Annotated in this window: 16 protein-coding genes and 1 pseudogene; 7 read left to right on the plus strand and 10 right to left on the minus strand. The window is 68.8% G+C overall.

Translation table 11 applies throughout. The features are described 5' to 3' along the window. The first annotated feature begins 103 nt into the window (after window positions 1-103). Entirely contained in the window at window positions 104-790 is a 687-nt protein-coding gene (locus ABD357_RS09560; RefSeq protein ID WP_344388963.1) for a DUF3000 domain-containing protein, read from the plus strand. Window positions 791-1,117: 327 nt separating this feature from the next. Further along, window positions 1,118-1,783 (plus strand): helix-turn-helix transcriptional regulator, encoded by a 666-nt coding sequence (locus tag ABD357_RS09565; RefSeq protein ID WP_344388965.1) that lies wholly within the window; start codon window positions 1,118-1,120, stop codon window positions 1,781-1,783. 92 nt (window positions 1,784-1,875) lie between these two features. Here the strand turns inward: ABD357_RS09565 and ABD357_RS09570 are convergent, their stop codons facing one another. Next, window positions 1,876-2,895: an aldo/keto reductase gene (locus ABD357_RS09570; protein ID WP_344388966.1), complete on the minus strand. Its 1,020-nt coding sequence runs from the start codon at window positions 2,893-2,895 to the stop codon at window positions 1,876-1,878. A gap of 109 nt (window positions 2,896-3,004) precedes the next feature. Between ABD357_RS09570 and ABD357_RS09575 the strand changes: the two genes are divergently transcribed. Then, the gene (locus tag ABD357_RS09575) at window positions 3,005-3,685 is read left to right on the plus strand and encodes a TetR/AcrR family transcriptional regulator (RefSeq protein WP_344388967.1); all 681 of its coding nucleotides are present in this window, start codon (window positions 3,005-3,007) and stop codon (window positions 3,683-3,685) included. Next, window positions 3,682-4,974, plus strand: a complete 1,293-nt coding sequence (locus tag ABD357_RS09580; RefSeq protein WP_344388968.1) for an HRDC domain-containing protein — start codon at window positions 3,682-3,684, stop codon at window positions 4,972-4,974. Before ABD357_RS09575 ends, ABD357_RS09580 begins: the two co-directional genes overlap by 4 nt. Here the strand turns inward: ABD357_RS09580 and ABD357_RS09585 are convergent. Further along, window positions 4,952-5,125, minus strand: a pseudogene (locus ABD357_RS09585) (carbohydrate ABC transporter permease); the annotation flags it as partial. The gene ABD357_RS09580 and the pseudogene ABD357_RS09585 sit on opposite strands and share 23 nt — an antisense overlap. Before the next feature lie 257 nt (window positions 5,126-5,382). Between ABD357_RS09585 and ABD357_RS09590 the strand changes: the two are divergent. Continuing rightward, window positions 5,383-6,600, plus strand: coding sequence for a thiolase family protein (locus ABD357_RS09590; protein ID WP_344388970.1), 1,218 nt, complete (start codon window positions 5,383-5,385; stop codon window positions 6,598-6,600). A 73-nt stretch (window positions 6,601-6,673) separates the two neighbouring features. Then, entirely contained in the window at window positions 6,674-8,803 is a 2,130-nt protein-coding gene (locus tag ABD357_RS09595; protein WP_344388972.1) for a 3-hydroxyacyl-CoA dehydrogenase NAD-binding domain-containing protein, read from the plus strand. A gap of 131 nt (window positions 8,804-8,934) precedes the next feature. Here the strand turns inward: ABD357_RS09595 and ABD357_RS09600 are convergent, their stop codons facing one another. After that, the gene (locus ABD357_RS09600) at window positions 8,935-9,978 is read right to left on the minus strand and encodes a PLL family lectin (RefSeq protein WP_344389045.1); all 1,044 of its coding nucleotides are present in this window, start codon (window positions 9,976-9,978) and stop codon (window positions 8,935-8,937) included. 69 nt (window positions 9,979-10,047) lie between these two features. Here ABD357_RS09600 and ABD357_RS09605 point away from each other — a divergent pair, with 69 nt between their 5' ends. Beyond that, the gene (locus tag ABD357_RS09605; protein ID WP_344388973.1) at window positions 10,048-10,422 is read left to right on the plus strand and encodes a PIN domain-containing protein; all 375 of its coding nucleotides are present in this window, start codon (window positions 10,048-10,050) and stop codon (window positions 10,420-10,422) included. Window positions 10,423-10,461: 39 nt separating this feature from the next. Here the strand turns inward: ABD357_RS09605 and ABD357_RS09610 are convergent, their stop codons facing one another. The 7 genes from ABD357_RS09610 to ABD357_RS09640 all read right to left on the minus strand — a co-directional run bounded on the left by ABD357_RS09610 (window position 10,462) and on the right by ABD357_RS09640 (window position 19,954). After that, window positions 10,462-11,988 carry an amino acid permease gene (locus tag ABD357_RS09610; RefSeq protein WP_344388975.1) on the minus strand — a complete coding sequence of 509 codons (1,527 nt, stop codon included), beginning with the start codon at window positions 11,986-11,988 and terminating at the stop codon, window positions 10,462-10,464. Window positions 11,989-12,136: 148 nt separating this feature from the next. After that, window positions 12,137-14,065, minus strand: a complete 1,929-nt coding sequence (dxs, locus tag ABD357_RS09615; RefSeq protein ID WP_344388977.1) for a 1-deoxy-D-xylulose-5-phosphate synthase — start codon at window positions 14,063-14,065, stop codon at window positions 12,137-12,139. Window positions 14,066-14,185: 120 nt separating this feature from the next. Next, entirely contained in the window at window positions 14,186-15,484 is a 1,299-nt protein-coding gene (locus tag ABD357_RS09620) for a sugar ABC transporter permease (RefSeq protein WP_344388979.1), read from the minus strand. Continuing rightward, window positions 15,481-16,272 carry an ATP-binding cassette domain-containing protein gene (locus ABD357_RS09625; protein ID WP_344388981.1) on the minus strand — a complete coding sequence of 264 codons (792 nt, stop codon included), beginning with the start codon at window positions 16,270-16,272 and terminating at the stop codon, window positions 15,481-15,483. Before ABD357_RS09625 ends, ABD357_RS09620 begins: the two co-directional genes overlap by 4 nt. 123 nt (window positions 16,273-16,395) lie before the next feature. Further along, window positions 16,396-17,499, minus strand: coding sequence for an ABC transporter substrate-binding protein (locus tag ABD357_RS09630; protein WP_344389046.1), 1,104 nt, complete (start codon window positions 17,497-17,499; stop codon window positions 16,396-16,398). Window positions 17,500-17,633: 134 nt separating this feature from the next. Then, on the minus strand, window positions 17,634-18,833 hold the full coding sequence (locus tag ABD357_RS09635) for an ROK family transcriptional regulator (RefSeq protein WP_344388983.1): 1,200 nt from the start codon (window positions 18,831-18,833) through the stop codon (window positions 17,634-17,636). Between the two features lie 197 nt (window positions 18,834-19,030). Beyond that, entirely contained in the window at window positions 19,031-19,954 is a 924-nt protein-coding gene (locus ABD357_RS09640; protein ID WP_344388985.1) for a carbohydrate ABC transporter permease, read from the minus strand. Window positions 19,955-19,956 lie beyond the last annotated feature (2 nt).

Consider the following 19,956-nt stretch of genomic DNA (forward strand, 5'->3'; position numbering starts at 1 on the left):
CACGTTCACAAACACAACGAAACCGAACCGTTCCCCGCCCAACCGCCAGAGGCACGGGTGTCTCTCCCTGCACGAAGGCGTCGTTCCCCTTAATCTTCCCCGCATGGCTGCGGCTCAAGGACGACTGTCGGACGGCGCTGGCGGAATGGACGACGCAAAGGAAGCCAGGGACGACAAGGAGGCAGTACAGAAGGGCGCGGACGCGACTCCGCTGCCCTTCCGCGCGGCCGTCGACGCGCTCGGCACGGTACGGCTGCGGCCGGAGATCGAGATCGACCCGACCAAGCCGCCGCAGCGGCTCGCCCCGTTCGCGTACGCACTCGAAGCCGCGGTCGTCGACGGCGACGACGATCTGGCGGACGGCCGGCTCATCCTCCTCCACGACCCCGCCGGGCACGAGGCCTGGCAGGGATCGTTCCGCCTGGTCACGCTCGTACGCGCGGAACTGGAACCGGAGATCGCCGCCGACCCGCTGTTCCCCGACGTCTGCTGGTCCTGGCTGACCGGCGCCCTCCAGGCCCGCGGCCTGTCGTACGGCGAACCCAGCGGCACCGTCACCCGCGCGAGCTCCCACTACTTCGGCGGTCTCGCCGAACGCCGCCCCGCCTCCCAGATCGAGATCCGCGCCTCCTGGACCCCCCGCGAGGGCCTGGGCGGCGTCCCGGACGCGGCCTCCCATCTCGCCGCCTGGTGCGACCTGCTGAGCCAGATCGCCGGCCTGCCCCCGGCGACTCCGGGTGACCCGTCGGTCGTGACGCTCCCTCAGCGACGCGGCCCCCAGCCCCGCTGAGCCCAGCCCCGCTCCGCCTGATCACCCCTGATCGCCCCTTCTGATCAGCCCTTCGGGTTTGCGGCCCGGCTCCTCACCCGCACGCAGCAATCTCTTTGTCGATACGGCCACTTTCAGCCGCGCAACGAAGCGGAGTGGACTCGTTCGATCTTCGGGTGATCGACCATCCGTCCGAATTGCACGGATTGTTACTCACCAAATCGTGATCTTTCTCTAAAGGCAGACGCGTTTAGTGCCGAAGACCTCTGTGACCTTGAAAGCACGGTTCCCCCCGGCTCCCTCCCCAGAGTCGGCCCCGTCCCACACCCCCCACCCCCAGGAGGCCTGGTGTCCGTTCTCCTCGAGCAGCCCGCAAGCCTGGTCGCCTACCGCCCGAACAAGCCCACCGCGATGGTGGTCGTGGCCGACCAGCGCGTGCGCTCCACCGTCACCCGACACCTGTGGGCCCTCGGAGTACGCGATGTGATCGAGGCCTCGTCCGTCGCGGAGGCTCGTCCTCGCATCGGCAACCCCCGTGACATCTGCGTCGCCGAAGTCCATCTGCCGGACGGCTCCGGCCTCACCCTCCTCTCCGAAACCCGAGCCGCGGGCTGGCCCAACGGCCTCGCCCTCTCCGCCGCCGACGACATCGGCGCCGTACGCAACGCCCTCGCGGGTGGCGTAAAGGGATACGTCGTCACCGGTACGCGTACGAACATCGGCCTCCCCACCCGCCCCGGCGTGGCCCCCATCGGCTCGGCCGCCGCCGCCCGTATGCACCGCCGCCCCCCGGGTACCCCGAGCCACCCGGGCGGCTACCGCGAACTGTCCGGCCGCGAGGTCGAGGTGCTCCGGCTGGTTGCGGAGGGCCAGTCGAACAAGGCCATCGGCGTCTCTATGGGTCTTTCCGCCCTGACCGTCAAGAGCCATCTCGCCCGCATCGCCCGCAAGCTCGGCACGGGCGACCGCGCCGGCATGGTGGCGGTGGCGCTGCGCACCGGCATCATCCACTGACCTGACTGCTTTACATATCCCAGGCGCCCGTCGACGGAACGTTCCGTCGACGGGCGTTGTGCGTGCCCTCGACGACGGCGCCCCTTGGGCGGTCAGCGGCGTCGCAGTGACGGGTCGAGCAGTGCGGGCGGAGTGTCGTACTTCTCGTGGGGGGCCAGGTCGGTGCCGGGGGCGACGATGGTGTCGATCGCGTCGAGTACGTCGTCGGAGAGCGCGGTGTCCGCGGCGGCGAGCTGTGCGTGCAGGTGGTCGAGCGTGCGGGGGCCGATGAGCGCGCTGGTCACGGCCGGGTGCGCGGTCACGAAACCGAGTGCGAGCTGGATCATGGTCAGGCCGGCCTCGTCGGCGACCTTCACCAACTGCTCGACCGCGTCGAGCCTGGCCCGGTTGGCGGGGATGCCGGTGTCGAAGCGGTCGGGCATGAACGTCGAGCGGCTGGTGGTGATGTCCCGGCCCTCGCGGATCGCGCCCGACAGCCAGCCCGAGGCCAGCGGGCTCCACACCAGCACACCGAGCCCGTACTCATCGGTCACGGGCAGTACATGGGTCTCGATGCCGCGCTGCAGGATCGAGTAGCTGGGCTGTTCGGTGACGTAACGGCTCAGGTGATGTTCGCGGGCGGCCCACTGTGCCTGCACGATGCGGTAGGCGGGGAAGGTCGAGGAGCCGAAGTAGCGGATCTTTCCCGCGCGTTGCAGGTCGGTCAGGGCCGACAGGGTCTCCTCGTCGGAGGTGCTCGGGTCCCAGCGGTGGATCTGGAAGAGATCGACGTGGTCGACGCCGAGACGGCGCAGGCTGTTGTCCAGCGCGGTGACCAGCCAGCGGCGTGAGCCGCCCCGGTGGTTGCGCTCGTCGCCCATCGGCATGGCCGCCTTCGTGGCCAGCACGATGTCGTCGCGGCGGCCGGCGATGGCCTTGCCGACCATCTCTTCGGACTCGCCGTCGCTGTACATGTCGGCGGTGTCGATGAGGTTGATCCCGCCTTCGAGGGCGGCGTCGACGAGGACGGTGGCCTCGTCCTGGGTGGTACGGCCGATCTTGCCGAAGTTCATCGCGCCGAGCGCGAGGGAGCTGACCTGCACACCGGTGCGGCCCAAGGTGCGGTACTGCATGACCTGTTCCTCCATTGCTAACATCGCGAACAAACGGAACATCGTTCCGGAACGACAATACGGAACACTGTTCCGCTTTGGCAAGCATGACAGTGGAGGGAGCGGCGCGGTGAACGACAGCGACGAGGGCTCGGGGCACGCGGCCCAGTCCAAAGCCCAGCCCGGGCGGAAGGACGCCCGGCGCAACAAGGAGGCCCTGCTCGACGCGGCCGCCTCCGTCTTCGTCACGTCGGGCGTGGAGGCGCCCGTACGCGACATCGCAGCCAAGGCCGGCGTCGGCCTCGGCACGATCTACCGCCACTTCCCGACGCGGGCGGATCTCATCATCGCCGTCTACCGGCACCAGGTCGACGCCTGCGCCGAGGCCGGTCCGGCCCTGCTCGCGACCAGCGCGACTCCGCACGCCGCACTGGGCCAGTGGATCAACCAGTTCGTCGACTTCCTGGTCACCAAGCACGGACTCGCCGCCGTGCTGCAGTCCGACAACGCCGGCTTCGAGGCGCTGCACGCCTACTTCCTCGACCGCCTCGTGCCCGTGTGCACCGAGCTGCTCGAAGCAGCGGCCGAAGCCGGCGAGATCCGCTCCGACCTGGAGGCCTACGAGCTCATGCGCGGCGTCGGCAACCTCTGCATCGGCGCGGACAGCGACCCCGACTACGACGCACGCCGGCTGGTCGAGCTCCTCATCGCGGGACTGCGCCACACCGAGACCGATTCTGGCCGGTCAGAGCCCACGCCGATCGACAGTGCGGGTCAGGCGCGGGGCCGGGCAGATACGCTTGACATGTGACCGACGCCCAAGAGACCGCAGCAGACACATCACTGCGAACCACCGGAGGCGCCCCTCCGGACGACGGCGGATCCTCCGAAGCAGAGGTGCCGATTCCGTTGCTGGAGCCCCGGGACGGGATTCCGCCCGTGATCGCCGATGAAGGGTCGCTCGCCGAGGTGATCGCCGCGTTCGCGGCGGGCAGCGGTCCCGTCGCCGTAGACGCCGAGCGTGCTTCCGGTTACCGGTACGGCCAGCGGGCGTACCTCGTGCAGCTGCGCCGCGAGGGTGCGGGCAGCGCGCTCATCGACCCCGTCGCGTGTGCCGATCTGTCCGGTCTCGGCGAGGCGCTGGCCGGTGTCGAGTGGGTGCTGCACGCCGCCACGCAGGATCTGCCGTGTCTGCGCGAAATAGGCATGATCCCCAGCCGCCTCTTCGACACCGAGCTGGCCGGACGGCTCGCCGGGTTCCCGCGTGTCGGCCTCGGCGCGATGGTCGAGGGCGTCCTGGGCTTCGTACTCGAGAAGGGGCACTCCGCGGTCGACTGGTCGACGCGTCCGCTGCCCGAGCCGTGGCTGCGTTATGCCGCGCTCGACGTGGAGCTGCTCGTGGACCTCAGGGACGCGCTGGAGAAGGAGCTCGACCGGCAGGGCAAGCTGGAGTGGGCCCAGCAGGAGTTCGACGCGATCGCCTCGGCGCCCGCGCCCGAGCCGCGCAAGGATCCGTGGCGGCGTACGTCCGGAATGCACAAGGTGCGCCGACGTCGGCAGATGGCGGTCGTACGGGAGTTGTGGCAGGCCAGGGACAAGGTCGCGCGGCGCCGTGACATCTCGCCGGGCAAGGTGCTCGGCGACGCGGCGATCGTCGAGGCCGCTCTCGCCCTGCCGGCCAATGTGCACGCACTCTCCGCGCTGAACGGCTTCGGCCACCGCATGGGCCGGCGTCAGCTGGAGCAGTGGCAGTCGGCCGTCGACCGCGCGAAGGCGCTGCCGGACCACGAACTGCCGCAGCCGGGGCAGCCGGTGACCGGGCCTCCGCCGCCGCGTGCCTGGGCCGAGAAGGACCCGGTGGCCGCGGCCCGGCTGGTCGCCGCGCGGGCGGCGGTGTCGGCGCTGGCGGAGACCCTCACCATGCCTCAGGAGAACCTGATCACCCCGGACACCGTGCGCCGCGTGTGCTGGGAGCCGCCTGGCGAAGTGAACGCCGAGTCGGTAGCGGCCGCGCTCGCCGGGTACGGGGCGCGGCCGTGGCAGGTCGAGCAGGTGACCCCGGTCCTGCTGCCGGCGCTCACTTCGTCGCCCGCCGGGTGAAGCCGTTGCAGATGTACCGCTGAAGGAACAGGAAGACGACGAGCGTCGGGAGAACGACGAGGACCGCACCGGCCGGGATGTTCTCCCCATGCGCTCCGAACGGTCCCTTGAAGCGGAACCGCGACGTCGAGATCACGCCAAGCTCTTCAGCATGTACTACACCGCGGGGGCCCACAGCGCCGCCGGGTCGCTCCTGACTGGGCGCCCCGCGGCGGAGCCGCAAATCGGCACAGCCCCGCGCCCCTGGAGGGGCGCGGGTCACCCCGACGCGTCAAAGTGACCATGTGACCTTCACCGCTCCCGTGTCTTGGACTGGGCAGCACGGTTACCCGCAAGTAGCATGGTGCTGAGCGCGCGCTCAGCCGTGCGTGCCGGCAGCGCCTATCCCGCATCTGGAGGAGAGCCATCGTGCCTCGTACCGTCAGGGACGTCGTCTTCGTCGACGGCGTCCGTACACCGTTCGGCAAGGCGGGCCCGAAGGGCATCTACCACGAGACCCGCGCCGACGACCTCGTCGTGAAGGCGATCCGGGAGCTGCTGCGCCGCAACCCCGGTCTCGACCCGAAGAAGGTCGACGAGGTCGCCATCGCCGCCACCACGCAGATCGGCGACCAGGGCCTGACCATCGGCCGCACGGCCGGCATCCTGGCCGGGCTGCCGCAGTCCGTCCCCGGTTACTCGATCGACCGCATGTGTGCCGGCGCTCTGACCGCCGTCACCACGACCGCGGGCTCCATCGCCTTCGGCGCCTACGACGCCGTCATCGCCGGTGGTGTGGAGCACATGGGCCGCCACCCGATGGGTGAGGGCGTGGACCCGAACCCGCGGTTCGTGAGCGAGAAGCTGGTCGACGAGTCCGCCCTGTTCATGGGCATGACCGCGGAGAACCTGCACGACCGCTACCCGCACATCACCAAGCTGCGGGCCGACGAGTACGCCGTGCGCTCGCAGGAGAAGGCGGCGAAGGCGTACGCGAACGGCAAGATCCAGGCCGACCTGGTGCCGATATCCGTACGCCGGACCAATGAGGAGGCGGGTGAGACGGGCTGGGGCCTGGTCACCGCCGACGAACCGATGCGTCCGGGGACCACCCTGGAGAACCTGGCCGGTCTGAAGACGCCGTTCCGTGTGCACGGCCGGGTCACGGCGGGCAACGCGGCAGGGCTGAACGACGGCGCCACCGCCTCGATCATCGCGTCCGAGGACTTCGCCCGCGAGAACAACCTGCCGGTGAAGATGCGTCTCGTCTCGTACGCCTTCGCGGGTGTCGAGCCCGAGGTGATGGGCTACGGCCCGATCCCGGCGACCGAGAAGGCCCTCGCCAAGGCGGGCCTGTCGATCGAGGACATCAACCTCTTCGAGATCAACGAGGCCTTCGCCGTCCAGGTCCTGGCCTTCCTGGACCACTACGGCATCGCGGACGACGACGCGCGCGTCAACCAGTACGGCGGCGCCATCGCGTACGGCCACCCGCTGGCCTCCTCCGGCGTCCGGCTGATGACGCAGCTGGCCCGCCAGTTCGAGGAGCAGCCGCACGTCCGCTACGGCCTGACCACCATGTGCGTCGGCTTCGGCATGGGCGCGACGGTCATCTGGGAGAACCCGAACTTCGAGGGGGACAAGTGAGCGAGCGTAGCGAGCGAACAATTGAAAGGTGCAGCACGTGCGAATGCTCGACCGAGCGAAGCGAGGGAGCGGCATGAGCACCACCGCTGAGCTTTTGAAGGGTGCGGCCGAGCTGTTCCCCGACGAGGTCGTCACGCAGGCGCACGTACGCCACTTCGACCTGCCCGCGGGCGCGGGCCGTTTCGCGCTCATCACGCTCGACAACGGCCTCGACCACACCAAGCCGACCACCTTCGGCCCGCAGTCCCTGGCGAACCTCGACACCGCCATCGACCAGGTCGAGCGGGAGGCCGCGGCCGGCGAGATCGTCGGTGTCGGCATCACGGGCAAGCCGTTCATCTTCGCGGTGGGCGCGGACCTCAAGGGCGTAGAGCTGCTCAAGAAGCACGAGGACGCGCTGGCCATCGGCAAGGGCGGCCACGAGGTCTTCAAGCGCCTGGCGGCCCTCGCGGTGCCGACCTTCGCGTACTACAACGGCGCGGCGATGGGCGGCGGCGTCGAGGTCGGCCTGCACTGCAAGTACCGCACGGTGTCGAAGGCGCTCCCGGCGTTCTCGCTGCCCGAGGTCTTCCTGGGCCTGGTCCCCGGCTGGGGCGGCTGCACGCTGCTGCCGAACCTCATCGGCGCCGACAAGGCCGTCTCGGTGATCATCGAGAACTCGCTCAACCAGAACAAGCAGCTCAAGGGCCAGCAGGTCTACGAACTCGGCATCGCGGACGCGATCTTCGAGGGCGCGGACTTCCTGGAGCAGTCGCTGCTGTGGACGGCCTCCGTCCTCAAGGGCGAGATCGTCGTGGACCGCCCGGTGATCGACCGCGGTGAGGCCTGGGACCAGGCCGTCGCCAAGGGCCGCTTCATCGCGGACAGCAAGGTGCACGGTGCGGCTCCGGCGGCGTACCGCGCGCTGGACATCATCGCCGCGGCCAAGAACGGCGACCTCCAGCAGGGGTACGACGCCGAGGACGTGGCCCTCGCCGACCTGATCATGGGTGGCGAACTGCGCGCCGGTATCTACGCGTTCAACCTCGTCCAGAAGCGCGCCAAGCGCCCGGCGGGCGCCCCGGACAAGAACCTGGCGCGTCCGGTCACCAAGGTGGGCGTCGTGGGCGCGGGCCTCATGGCCTCGCAGCTCGCCCTGCTGTTCCTGCGCCGCCTGGAGGTGCCGGTCGTGCTGACCGACATCGACCAGGAGCGCATCGACAAGGGCGTCGGTTACGTCCACACCGAGATCGACAAGCTGCTCGGCAAGGGCCGCATCAACCAGGACAAGGCCAACCGGCTGAAGGCCTTGGTCACCGGTGTTCTGGACAAGGCCGAGGGCTTCTCGGACGCGGACTTCGTCATCGAGGCCGTCTTCGAGGAGATCGGCGTCAAGCAGCAGGTGTTCGCGGAGGTCGAGGCGGTCGCCCCGGCGCACGCGATCTTCGCCACCAACACCTCCTCGCTCTCGGTGTCGGAGATGGCGTCGAAGCTCAAGAACCCCGAGCGGGTCGTGGGCTTCCACTTCTTCAACCCGGTCGCCGTCCTGCCGCTCCTGGAGATCGTGCGCGGCGAGCAGACGGACGACGCCTCGCTGGCCACGGCGTTCGCCGTCGCCAAGAAGCTGAAGAAGACGGCGGTTCTGGTCAAGGACGCTCCGGCGTTCGTCGTGAACCGGATCCTCACCCGCTTCATGGGCGAGATCCAGAACGTCATCGACGAGGGCACCCCGGTCGAGGTGGCCGAGAAGGCCGTCGAGCCGCTCGGTCTGCCGATGTCGCCGCTGGTGCTGCTTGAGCTGGTCGGCCCGGCGATCGGTCTGCACGTCTCGGAGACCCTCAACAAGGCGTTCCCGGACCGCTTCACCGTCTCCCCGAACCTCAAGGCGGTCGTCGAGGCGGGCAAGCGCGGCTTCTACGTCTACGACTCCGGGAAGCCGGAGCTGGACCCGGAGGTCGCCGCGCTGCTGAAGCAGGGCGACACCGTCCTGACGGAGGACCAGGTCCGCGCCCGTGTCCTGGACGCGGTGGCCCAGGAGATCGGCATCATGCTCGACGAGGGTGTCGTCGCCGAGGCCCAGGACATCGACCTGTGCCTGATCACGGGCGCCGGCTGGCCCTTCCACCTGGGCGGCATCACCCCGTACCTGGACCGCGAGGGCGTCTCCGAGCGCGTGAACGGGAAGAAGTTCCTGGAGCCTGGCGTGGCCAGCGTTCCCGCTTAGCGCTTGGCTGGAGCGGTCGAGTACCTGCGGGTCGTCGGTGGCTGGTCACGCCGTTCCCCGCGCCCCTTACGGGGCCCTGATGCCCCGGCACACCAACTGGTGTGCCGGGGCATCAGCGTTACTGCGCGGCGCTACGCATTCTTCGGGACGATGGGGCGCCACGCCTCCAGCGCCAGCCCCGGTTCGGCCTTCCTACGGGTCATCAGGAGTTCCCCGCCGGTCCCCTTGTCCGGCTGGAGTGTTGCCGCCACGAGGTCGCCCTGGTGGTCCTTGCTCAGGGACACCTGGGTGTCCGGGGGCAGTTGAGGGCCCGACTCGGTCCACCAGGCGCCCGCGGACTCCTGCTCGGTCGGGTAGGCGGCGAAGGCGGCTCGGCCGCTTCTGGAGCGCTGGGCGAGGAGGGTGCAGTCGACTCCGTCGAGGGTGAAGCGTATGGCGGAGACGGGTCCGGGGCCTGCGCAGGGCAGGAGCGCGACGGGCTCGGTGCCGGGGCGCCAGGCGCACAGGGTGTCCGACTCGTCCGTGAAGAAGACGGTGACGTGTTCTTCGGAGGTGGCGAGGGCTCGCAGTGTGCCAGGCCGGGCCGACGCCTTGAGGGGCTCGTCGTCGAGCGCAGGTATGTGGCCGGGCCCCGCCTGCGTCCAGCGCAGGATCCCTGCCGGCGAGGTCGCGTACAGCTCGACGCGGCCCGACAACCTTGTCACGGCGGCCAGTTCGCCCTCCACCTCGCGGCCCTTCAGGTCGCGCCAGGGGCCCCAGCCGCCGCGCTCCTTCTGGCCGCGCATACTGACGCCGCCCCCCGCGTTGGGCACGAAGACATGGGCGCGGCCCTCCGCGTCGACCGCGACGGCCGGAACGCCGGTCTGCGCACCCGCCTTGTTGGGGTGCCCGAGCCGGTTCCAGTCGAGGGCGGCGAGATGCGGGCGGAAGTGTGTGGTGTGGACGAGTCCCGCCTCCTGCGGGCCGGTGGGACGCCAGGCCACCAGGTGGGCGTAACCGTCGGTTCCCTGACCCACGGCGAGCACGGGATGCAGACGCTGGTCGCCGCCCACCGTACGGGGCGCGATCCACGAACCGCCCGGGGTTCGCTGAGCCCAGCACCACACCGCCTCGTCCCGCGGAGCGTAAGCGCTGAGCCGGCCGTCCCGGCCGCGTATGAGCCAGGCGCCGTTCACAGTACGGACCATTGACACTCCCCCACTGTAGTCGGGCCCACCAGAACCGCTCCGTGCGACCCTGGCCTCATGAGCGCCCCTCTCCTCATGATCGTCGACGCCGCCAACGTGGTCGGCTCGGTCCCCGACGGCTGGTGGCGGGACCGCCGCGGGGCGGCCGAGCGGCTACGGGACATGCTGGTGCCGTACGCCGACGATGGGGTGCCCGGTTTCCCGGGTCCCCTGGAGGTGGTGCTCGTGGTCGAGGGCGCCGCCCGCGGGGTGTCGTCCGTTGCGGGCGTACGGGTCGACTCGGCGCCCGGCAGCGGCGACGACCGCATCGTGGAGCTGGCCGCCGAGGCTGCGGGGCGCCGCTGTCTGGTGGTCACGGCCGACCGCGAACTGCGGGACAGAGTGGGCGTGTTGGGGGCGGAGGTCACCGGCCCTCGAACTGTCCGCCCCTGACCCGCCGTTCGCCGCCGGGCCCCTCCGGCAGGCGCGCGTCTACGGAGTCTCGCCGTTCGGCCGCGGCTTGAGGACGTCGTCGACCGTGGTTTCCCGTTGCTTACCGAGGCGGCTGTGCGTACGGCCGTAGAAGAAGTAGACGAGGAAGCCGGCCGCCATCCAGATGCCGAATCGCACCCAGGTCTCGGCGGGCAGGTTCAGCATCAGCCACAGCGAGGCGCACACCGACAGGATCGGGATGAACGGCACCCACGGGGTGCGGAAGGCCCGGTGCAGGTCGGGGCGGGTCTTGCGGAGGATGAGCACGCCGATCGCGACGACCACGAACGCGAAGAGGGTGCCGATGTTGACCAGCGCGGCGAGCTCGTTCAGCGGGGTGAAGCCCGCGAGGATCGCGATGACCACGCCGAGCAGGATGGTCGGTCGGTGCGGGGTCTTGAAGCGGGGGTGGACGCGCGAGAAGAAGCGGGGCAGGAGACCGTCGCGGCTCATCGCGAAGAAGACCCGGGTCTGCCCCAGGAGAAGGATCATGCAGACCGTCGTCAGGCCGACCGCGGCGCCGAAGCTGATGAAGCCCGCGTACCAGGGATGCCCGGTGGCCTTGAACGCGTCGGCGAGCGGGGCGTCGACGGAGAGTTCGCTGTAGTGCTGCATGCCGGTCACGACGATCGACACGGCGACGTACAGGGCCGTGCAGATGAAGAGGGAGCCGAGGATGCCGCGTGGCATGTCGCGCTGCGGGTTCCTGGTCTCCTCGGCGGCCGTCGCCACGACGTCGAAGCCGATGAAGGCGAAGAAGACGACGGAGGCGGCGGTGAAGATGCCCATCACGCCGAAGTTGGAGGGCGCCCAGCCGAAGATGAGTTGGATCAGCGGGGCTTGGAGGCTCTCCCCCGGCGGCACGTCCTGTGCCTTCGGGATGAACGGGTCGTAGTTGTCGCCGGTGATGAAGAAGGCGCCCGCGATGATCACGACGAGGACGACCGTCACCTTGATGGCGACGACGAGCGAGGTGATCCGCGCGGACAGCTTCATGCCGAGGACGAGGATGACGGTGAGCGCCAGGACCAGGGCCGCGGCGAGGATGTCGAAGCCGAAGTCGCCGGCGCCCTCTCTGCTGCCCAGCGCCGCGGGCATCTCCCAACCCGCATTGTCCATGAGCGACTGGATGTATCCGGACCAGCCGACGGCGACCACCGCCGTGCCCAGCGCGAACTCAAGGACCAGGTCCCAGCCGATGATCCAGGCGGGCAGCTCACCGAGGGAGGCGTACGAGAAGGTGTAGGCGGAGCCCGCCACCGGGACGGTGGAGGCGAACTCGGCGTAACAGAGGGCGGCGAGCGCGCAGACGACGCCGGCCGCGGCGAAGGCCAGGGCCACGGAAGGGCCGGCGTTGTTCCTGGCCACCGTGCCGGTGAGGACGAAGATGCCGGTGCCGATGATGACACCGACGCCGAAGACGGTCAGATCCAGCGCGGACAAGGATTTCTTGAGCGCGTGCTCCGGCTCTTCGGTATCGAGGATGGACTGCTCGACCTTCTTGGTCCTGAAGAGTGTGCTGCTCACGGGCTTACCTCCCACGCTTGGCGTCCTCGACATGATCGAGAGGGGGCGTGGAGCGTATGCCCCGGTGCAGGTGGTTTCACGCGAATGGGCCGGTTTCCCCACCGTAAGGATGGGTGAAACCGGCCCATTCGAAGCCGTCAAGTGGCCGTCAGTCGCGGGCAGGCTCCACGGAGTCGATGCCGGCGGTCGTGCGCTCGGTGGGCCCGTCGAGCTTGGCGACCAGGCCGGTGACCTGGCGGGCGATGTCCGGCGCGGTCAGGCCGATCTCCGCCAGGACCTCCTTGCGTGAGGCGTGGTCGAGGAAACGCGGCGGGATGCCGAAGTCGCGCAACGGGATGTCGACGCCCGCGTCGCGCAGGGCCTGCGCGATCGTCGAACCGACGCCGCCGACGCGGGAGTTGTCCTCGACGGTGACGACCACGCGGTGCTGCTCGGCGAGCGGGGCCATGGCCTCGTCGACGGGCTTGACCCAGCGCGGGTCGACGACGGTCGTGGAGATGCCCTGCTTGTCGAGCAGGTCGGCGATCTCCAGGCACATGGGCGCGAGCGCGCCGACGGAGATGAGGAGGACGTCCGGGGCGTCGGTGCCGGGCGCGCGCAGTACGTCCATGCCGCCGATACGGCCCACGGCGGGTACGGCGGGACCCACGGCGCCCTTGGAGAAGCGGACCACGGTCGGCGCGTCGTCGACCTCGACGGCCTCGCGGAGCTGGGCGCGGACCTGGTCGGCGTCGCGGGGCGCGGCGAGCCTGAGGCCGGGTACGACCTGGAGGATCGACATGTCCCACATGCCGTTGTGGGAGGCGCCGTCGGTGCCGGTGATGCCGGCGCGGTCCAGTACGAAGGTAACGCCGCACTTGTGCAGGGCCACGTCCATCAGGACCTGGTCGAAGGCGCGGTTGAGGAACGTCGCATACACGGCGAAGACGGGGTGCAGGCCACCCGTCGCCAGGCCCGCGGCGGAGACGGCGCCGTGCTGCTCGGCGATGCCGACGTCGTAGACGCGGTCGGGGTACGTCTTGGCGAACTTCTCGAGGCCGACCGGCTGGAGCATGGCGGCCGTGATCGCGACGATGTCCTCGCGCTCCTTGCCGAGCTTGACCATTTCCTCGCCGAAGACGGAGGTCCAGTCGGCGCCGGAGGAGGCGATCGGCAGGCCGGTGTCGGGGTGGATCTTGCCGACGGCGTGGAAGCGGTCGGCCTCGTCCTGGAGGGCGGGCTGGTAGCCGCGGCCCTTCTCGGTGAGGCAGTGCACGATGACCGGGCCGCCGAAGCGCTTGGCGCGGGCCAGCGCGGACTCCAGGGCCTCGATGTCATGGCCGTCGATGGGGCCGACGTACTTCAGGCCGAGGTCCTCGAACATGCCCTGCGGGGCGATGAAGTCCTTGAGGCCCTTCTTGGCGCCGTGCAGGGTCTCGTAGAGGGGCCTGCCGACGACGGGCGTGCGCTCCAGTAGGTCCTTCCCACGGGCCAGGAAACGCTCGTAGCCGTCCGTGGTGCGCAGAGTGGCGAGGTGGTTGGCGAGGCCGCCGATGGTGGGGGCGTACGAGCGCTCGTTGTCGTTGACGACGATGACCAGGGGTCGGTCCTTGGCGTCCGCGATGTTGTTGAGCGCCTCCCAGGCCATACCGCCGGTGAGGGCGCCGTCGCCGATGACCGCGACAACGTGGTCGTCCTTCTTCAGGACCTGGTTCGCCTTCGCGAGGCCGTCGGCCCAGCCGAGGACCGTGGAGGCGTGCGAGTTCTCGATGATGTCGTGCTCGGACTCGGCCTGCGAGGGGTAGCCGGACAGGCCGCCCTTCATCTTCAGTCTGGAGAAGTCCTGACGGCCGGTGAGCAGCTTGTGGACGTAGGACTGGTGGCCCGTGTCCCACAGCACCTTGTCCTTCGGGGAGTCGAAGACACGGTGCAGAGCGATGGTGAGCTCGACGACGCCGAGGTTGGGGCCGAGGTGGCCGCCGGTCTTGGAGACCGCGTCGACGAGGAAGGTCCGGATCTCCTCGGCCAGCTGGTCCAGCTGCTCCAGGCTGAGCCGGTCCAGATCGCGCGGTCCCGTGATACGGGTCAGCAGCGGCACCCGTGCCTCCTTGCTGTAGAGCTGTTCTGGCTTTCGCCGGGCTCGTCGAGTGTAAATGTCGCCCACGCACAGGGAAGAGCCCGGCACCGCCGTTGGTGCCGGGCTCTTGTTTGTAGGGGACTACGCGCGACCGGCGGTCCGCTGTGTCTTGCGGGTGACGGAGTCGATCACGACCGTGGCCAGCAGGACGCTGCCCGTGATCATGTACTGGATCGGTGTGGCGATGCCCTCGAGGGCGAGCCCGTACTGGATCGAGGTGATCACCATGACACCGAGCAGCGCGTTCCACGTACGGCCGCGACCGCCGAAGAGGCTGGTGCCGCCGATGACGGCCGCCGCGATGACGTTCATCAGCAGGTCACCGGCGCCCGCGCTCTGGTTGGCCGCGGCGATCTTCGAGGCCCAGAACAGACCGCCCACCGCCGCGAAGAAACCCGCGAGGGCGAACACCGAGATCCGTACCCCCGTGACGTTGATACCCGCACGCCGGGACGCCTCGACGCTGCCGCCGAGCGCGAAGATCTTGCGGCCGTAGCCCGTGCGGCGCAGCACGAAGTCGGTCAGCACCAGGACCACCAGGAACAGCAGCAGCGCCAGCGGCAGGCCCTTGTACTGGTTGAACATGATCGCTGCGGCGAACGCGACGACCGCCAGCAGGCCTGTGCGCAGCACGACGTCGACGAGCGGCCGGGACGGGACGCCCGCGGCCTCGCGACGACGGCTGTCCAGGAAGGACGTGACGAAGAAGACGGCGACCGCGACCGTGGCGAGCCCGTATGCGGCCGCGATGTCCGAGAAGTAGTACGTCGTCAGCTTGCCGATCACACCGTCGCCGTCGAGGTTGATCGTGCCGTTCTCGCCCAGGAGCTGGAGCATGAAGCCGAGCCAGAACAGCAGGCCGGCCAGAGTGACCGCGAACGCGGGCGCACCGATCCGCGCGAAGAAGAAGCCGTGGATCGCGCCCGCGACCGCGCCGCCGCCGAGGGCCATGAGCACGGCCAGCCACTCGTTCATGCCGTGCGTGACGCTGAGTACGGCCGCGATGGCACCCGCGACACCGCTGACGGAGCCGACCGAGAGGTCGATCTCACCCAGCAGCAGCACGAAGATGATGCCGACGGACATCATGCCGGTGGCGACCATCGCCACGGCGATGTTGTTGAGGTTCTCGGCGGACAGGAAGTTCGAGTTCAGGCTCTGGAAGATGACCGCGATGGCGATCAGGCCGATGACGACCGGGAGCGAGCCCAGGTCACCGCCGCGGATCTTGCGCTTGAACTCGATGACGTAGCCGGCGAAGCCGCGTTCACGCACCAGCAGCCGTGGGTCGACGGCGACGTCCGCACCGGCGGCGGCCTCCGGGTTCTCGACCACCACGCCGGTGGTCGGGGCGGTGTCCTGTGTCTTGTCGATACTCACTTCTGTACCTCCCCGTTGCCGCGCGCCGCGCGACGGGTCACGGCGTTGTCCGTGGCGCCCGTGATGGCGGAGATGATCTCCTCCTGCGAGGTCGACTTGACCTCGAACACGCCGTTGTTGCGGCCGAGGCGCAGCACGGCGACCTTGTCGGCGACGGCCTTCACATCGGCCATGTTGTGGCTGATGAGAAGCACCGCGTGGCCGCGCTCGCGCAGCCGCTCCACCAGGTCGAGGACCTGTGCGGTCTGCTCGACACCGAGGGCCGCGGTGGGCTCGTCGAGGATGACCAGCTTGGGCTCGCCGAGCATGGAGCGGGCGATGGCCACGGTCTGCCGCTGGCCACCGGAGAGTGAGGCGATCGGGATGCGCACACTGGGGATGCGGATCGACAGCGTCTGCAGCAGCTCGCGGGAGCGGCGCTCCATTTCGACCTCGTCGAGCACGCCGCGCCTCTTGAGCTCGCGGCCCAGATAGAGGTTGCCCACGACGTCGATGTTGTCGCACAGCGCGAGGTCCTGGTAGACGGTCGCGATGCCCAGGTTCTGGGCGTCGTGCGGCTTGTTGATCTGGACGGAACTGCCGTCCCACTCGATGACGCCCTCATCGATGGGGTGCACGCCGGCAATCGTCTTGACCAGCGTGGATTTTCCGGCACCGTTGTCGCCGACCAGGGCGACCACCTCACCGGCGTGGACCTCGAGCTCTACGTCGGTGAGCGCCTGGACGGCACCGAACCGCTTGGAGACCCCGCGCAACGCCAGCACAGGCGTAGCGGACACGTAAACCATCTCCTTCGCCGCCTGACCCGGCGGAGAGGTAGTACAGAAGTTTGGGGAGCTGTTCCGTCCGGCGCCCCGCGCGAGCTTGCGGGGCTGTTGGTGGCGGGGCGCCGGAGGGGCTTTGCGGACCTACTACTTGAGGCCGATCTGGTCGCAGGCGGCCTTGAACTTGGCCGTGCAGATCTCGTCGACCGTGTAGATGCCGTCCTTGATGACCGTGTCGTTGATGTTGTCCTTGGTCAGCGAGATGACCGGGACGAGGACCGAGGGGACGCCCTTGGTGGTCGGGCTGTCGACCTCGGTCTTGGCGATGGAGTCGAGCTTCTCACCCTTGGCGAGGGCGACGGCCATCTCCGCCGCGATGTCCGCCTCCTGCGGGTAGGGCTTGTAAACGCTCATGTACTGCTCACCCGCGACGATGCGCTGCACACCGGCGAGCTCGGCGTCCTGGCCGGTGACCGGCGGGATCGGGTTGACACCGGCGGCCTTCAGGGCCGTGATGATGCCGCCCGCCATGCCGTCGTTGGCGGAGTAGACGCCGACGATGTTGTTCTTGCCGATCGCGGAGATCGCGCCTTCCATGTTGGCGTTGGCGTTCTCCGGCTTCCACTCCTTGGTGTCGTACGACTTGGCGATGTCGACCTTGCCCTCGAGCTGGGAGAGCGCGCCCTTCTTGAAGAGGGCTGCGTTCGGGTCGGTGACCGCGCCGTTCATCATGACGATCTTGGCGGAGGGCTTCGCCTTGTCGCCGAGGGCGTCCAGGAGCGCCTTGCCCTGGACTCGGCCGACCTCTTCGTTGTCGAACGAGACGTAGCCGTCGATGTCGCCCTGGGCGAGACGGTCGTACGCGACGACCGGGATGTCCGCCTCCTTGGCCCTGTTGACGGAGTTCTCGATGGCCTTGGAGTCCACCGCGTCCACGATCAGCACGTCCACCTTGTTGGTGATCATCGTGTCGACCTGCTGGTTCTGGGTGGTGGCGTCCTGCTTGGCGTTGGCGTAGACGATCTCGCCCTTGTTGTTCGTGAGCTCCTTGACCTTCTTCTCGATCAGGGGCTTGTCGAACTTCTCGTAACGCGCGGTCTGGTTCTCCGGAAGCAGCAGACCGACCTTGATCGCGTCGCCCTTGTTCGTGGCGGCTTCGTCGTTGTCACCGCCGGCTTCCTCGGCGCTGCCACAGGCAGCCAGCGAGATGGCCATCGCACCTGCGGCAACGGCAATGGCAGCACGACGCATACGCGTATTCACTTTCAGATACCTCCCTGACGAGGCCGCGACAGTGCGGCCGAGGTGGCTGGCAGTCAACTCGGCCATTAGTGCGACGTCAAGAAGTAAATCCTTAACGAGATGGCAACGGTGCCATCCGTTCTCTAAGTGAAGGCAGGAGCGGCCGTAGGGAGAGTCCCGTCCAAAAGGGTTGAATCCCCCATCTCGCTGAGTGCGAGAGCGAGAGCTCCGAGGACCTCCGCCCGACCGCCAAGTGCCCCTGGAAGAACGGATAGTTGACGCGCTGCGCTGGGGATCGCGTAACGGCCGACCGACTCCCTTATGGGCCCGAGCACCAGCTCACCGGCCTCGGCGAGATCACCGCCGAGGACGACCCGGCTCGGGTTGAGCAAGTTGCAGAGATTGGCGACTCCACTGCCGATGTGTCGGCCGACGTCGGCGATCACGCGACGGCAGCCAGGGTCGCCGTCCCGCGCCAGCCGTACGACGCCTTCCATGGTCAGATCCGTGCCGTGGCTGGACTGGAGCAGCGGCAGTACGTAGCGCGCGGCCGCGAAGGTCTCCAGGCAGCCCCGGTTTCCGCAGCGGCAGACGGGGCCGGACTCATCAAGAGTAATATGACCGATTTCTCCCGCCGTGCCACCCGGTCCGCGGTAAATACGTCCGCTGATCACCAGTCCGGCGCCGACACCGCTGGCGACCTTGATGTACGCCAGGTCCCGCACCCCCCGGCCGCTGCCCCAGACGAGCTCGCCGAGGGCGCCGAGGTTGGCGTCGTTGTCCACGTGCACCGGTACGCCGAGCCGCCCCCGCAACTCCTCGGCGGGCTTGGTGCCGGTCCAGCCCGGCAGGATCGCCGTCGAGCCGAGGGTGCCCGACTCCACGTCGATCGGCCCCGGCACGCCGAGACCCACGCCCGCGATCTTGCCGCGGTCGACGTCGGTGGCCTCGATCAGCCTGCTGACCAGCTGTTCGGCCCGGTCGAGGCCCTGCGCGGCGGAGGCGTCCACATCGAGGGGTTCGGATTCCTCGGCGAGCACCTGATGGGCGAGGTTCCCGATTGCGACGCGCAAATGCGTGTGCCCGAAGTCGACCCCTATGACGATGCCGGCGTCGCCGCTCAGGCTGACGCTGCGGGCCCGTCGTCCGCCCGCCGATGTGGGCGTGACCTCGACGGTTCCGCCTTCCTTGAGCTCGCGGACGATGTTGGAGACCGTCGCCGCGGACAGGCCCGTCGTCCTCGCGATCTCCGCCTGGGTGAGCGATCCGGCCAGGCGCACGGCGCGTACGACCCGCTCGAGATTGGCTCGGTGCAGCGACGACTGCGACCCCGGAGTCTCCACGACGACCTCCTGCGTACGGGGTCGCCTCGGCGAGACCCCGTCTATGTGCAACTAGTGAACTCTAAGCTGAGCTGTTTGTGCTGCCTCCCGTCAAGAGGTTGAGCGGAGGGGCACATGCCAGAGCACGCACACACGCAAGGGTGACCCCACGGACCAATCCGGGATCACCCTCGCAAAGCGAACCGACGGCCGGACCGCTACTTCAGTGCGCCCGCCGTCAGACCCGCGACCACCTGGCGCTGGAAGACGATGTACGCGGCGAGGACCGGGAGCATGGCCATGACCAGGCCTGCGAAGAGTCCGGACCAGTCGCCCTTGTAGCCCTGGCTCACCGCGAGCTGGACGAGACCCTGGGTGAGGACCTTGCGGTCCTCATCGGTGTTCAGAACCGTCGGCAGCATGTACTGGTTCCACTGCCCCAGGAAGTTGAAGATGCTGATGCTGATCAGTCCGGGCTTGGCCATCGGCAGCATCACCTGGAAGAACGTCCGCGTGTGCGAGGCGCCGTCCACGAAGGCCGCCTCGGCCACGGAGGTCGGCAGCGTACGGAAGAAGGCCGTCATGAAGAACACGGTGAACGGCAGCGAGTACGCGATGTAGACCAGGATCAGCCCGGGCAGTGTGTTCAGCAGCGAAAGGTTCTGCATGACGTAGAACAGCGGAACCAGCGCCAGGATGATCGGGAAGCTCATCCCTCCGATGAAGAGGAAGTAGATGAAACGGTTCCCGGGAAACTCGAAACGCGCGAGGACGTACGCCGCCATCGAACCCAGCAGCATCGTGCCGACGAGCGAGAACCCCACCACGATCACCGTGTTGAGGAAGTAGTCGCTCATGTTCGCCTCGGTCCAGGCCCGCGACCAGTTCTCGAAATGCAACGAGTCCGGCAGCGCCCAGGGCGAACTGAAGATGTCCCGGTCCGTCTTGAACGAGGTCATCACCGCCCACAGCAGCGGCATCACCACCATGAACGCCCAGAGAATGAGCATGCCGTGCGAGAAGAAGTTGAGGGTCCTGCCCTCGGACGGCTTCTCCAGCGGCCCGGGTACGGCCGTCGTCTTGATGACGGGCGGCCGCTCGTCCGAGGTGGCGTCGGCGGGAGGGGTGTCGGTCGTCTTCATAG

Source organism: Streptomyces vastus (genome assembly GCF_039532825.1).
Taxonomy (GTDB): Bacteria; Actinomycetota; Actinomycetes; order Streptomycetales; family Streptomycetaceae; genus Streptomyces; species Streptomyces vastus.